Raw genomic sequence first — 1,428 nt, forward strand, 5'->3', positions numbered from 1 at the left:
GACCGCCGCGGGTCCGCTGCCGTGCCGGGCGCGGCGCCGGGCTCTCCAGCGCTCCGCGCGCCGCCCTGCGCAGCACCTGGAGCATCCGCGACGAGCCCTTGACGCGGGCCACGGCCGGTTCGTCGTACGCCGTCGCCTCCGCGCCGTCCACCAGCGAGCCGACCGCGCGGATCGCGACCTGGCCCTCCTCGCCGAGCGAGGGCAGCACGCCCTCGGTGTACGCCACGAGCAGAGGCGTCGGCGAGACGATCAGGATGCCGCCCGCGTACTTGCGGCGGTCCTGGTAGAGCAGGTACGCGGCACGGTGCAGCGCCACGGCCGTCTTGCCGGTGCCGGGACCGCCGGAGACCTCGGTGACGGATGCCGCGGGCGCCCGGATCACCAGGTCCTGCTCGGCCTGGATGGACGAGACGATGTCCCGCATGGTGTGGCTGCGGGCCTGGCCGAGCGCGGCCATCAGCGCGCCGTCCCCGATGACGGCCAGCGGGGCGCCGTCCAGCGACGCGCTCAGCTCGGGGCGCATCAGATCGTCCTCGACCCCGAGGACCCGGCGGCCCTTGGAGCGGATGACCCGGCGGCGGACGACGCGCCCCGGATCGACCGGGGTCGACCGGTAGAACGGCGCGGCGGCCGGCGCCCGCCAGTCGATGACCAGCGGCGAGTAGTCGGAGTCCAGGACCCCGATCCGGCCGATGTGCAGGGTCTCGGCGACGTCGGCGGTGCCGTCGGGGCGTACGGCGTCGTCGGCCGGCTCGACAGCCGTGTACGCGCCGTCCGGGCCCTTCTTGCCGTCCTTGCCCTGAAGCAGGTCGATACGTCCGAAGAGGAAGTCCTCGAACTCGTTGTTGAGGCGGTTGAGGTGGATACCTGCCCGGAAGACCTGGGCGTCCCGCTCGGCGAGAGCGCCCGGCGTACCGACCTGGCCGCGCTGGGCGGCGTCGTTCATGAGGAATTCAGCCTCGTGGATCTTCTCCTCAAGGCGTCGGTACACCTGATCGAGGTGCTCCTGCTCGGTGGCGATCTCGCGGTCCCTGACCGAGTCGACAGCGGCGTCCTGCGCGGCCACTGAGGCCCCCTTCTTGCATGCATTGGGCGACCGTCAACCCTATGCGAAGGGGGAGCGTATGTCAGGCGCCGTTCCGTCGGCGTTACGGCCCGCGTCCCGTCGGCGTTCCTCCGGCGTCCCCCTGGTGTGCCGCGACTCTCCGTCAGGCGCGGGCCGCGACGGCCGCCCGGCGGCGGTGCCTGGCGACGCGCTCGCGGTTGCCGCACACCTCGCTGGAGCACCAGCGCCGCCGGTGGCCCCGGGAGGTGTCGAGATACAGCCGCCGGCAGTTGTCGCCCTCGCACTGGCGCAGCAGCGCGCGGGCCCCCGGGTCGGTGAGCAGTTCGACGGCGTCGCGGGCGACGACGGCGAGCAGCGCGTCG

At 73.5% G+C, this 1,428-nt stretch carries 1 protein-coding gene and 1 pseudogene; both read right to left on the bottom strand.

The window, feature by feature from the left end:
• Positions 1 to 1,066, bottom strand: a pseudogene (locus G3I19_RS36455) (helicase); the annotation flags it as partial.
• A gap of 142 nt (positions 1,067 to 1,208) precedes the next feature.
• Positions 1,209 to 1,428, bottom strand: a 220-nt coding sequence (locus G3I19_RS36460) for a CGNR zinc finger domain-containing protein (protein WP_164267941.1), incomplete at its 5' end; no start/stop codon positions are given.

It is taken from the genome of Streptomyces sp. SID10853 (genome assembly GCF_010548145.1).
Classification (GTDB): Bacteria; Actinomycetota; Actinomycetes; order Streptomycetales; family Streptomycetaceae; genus Streptomyces.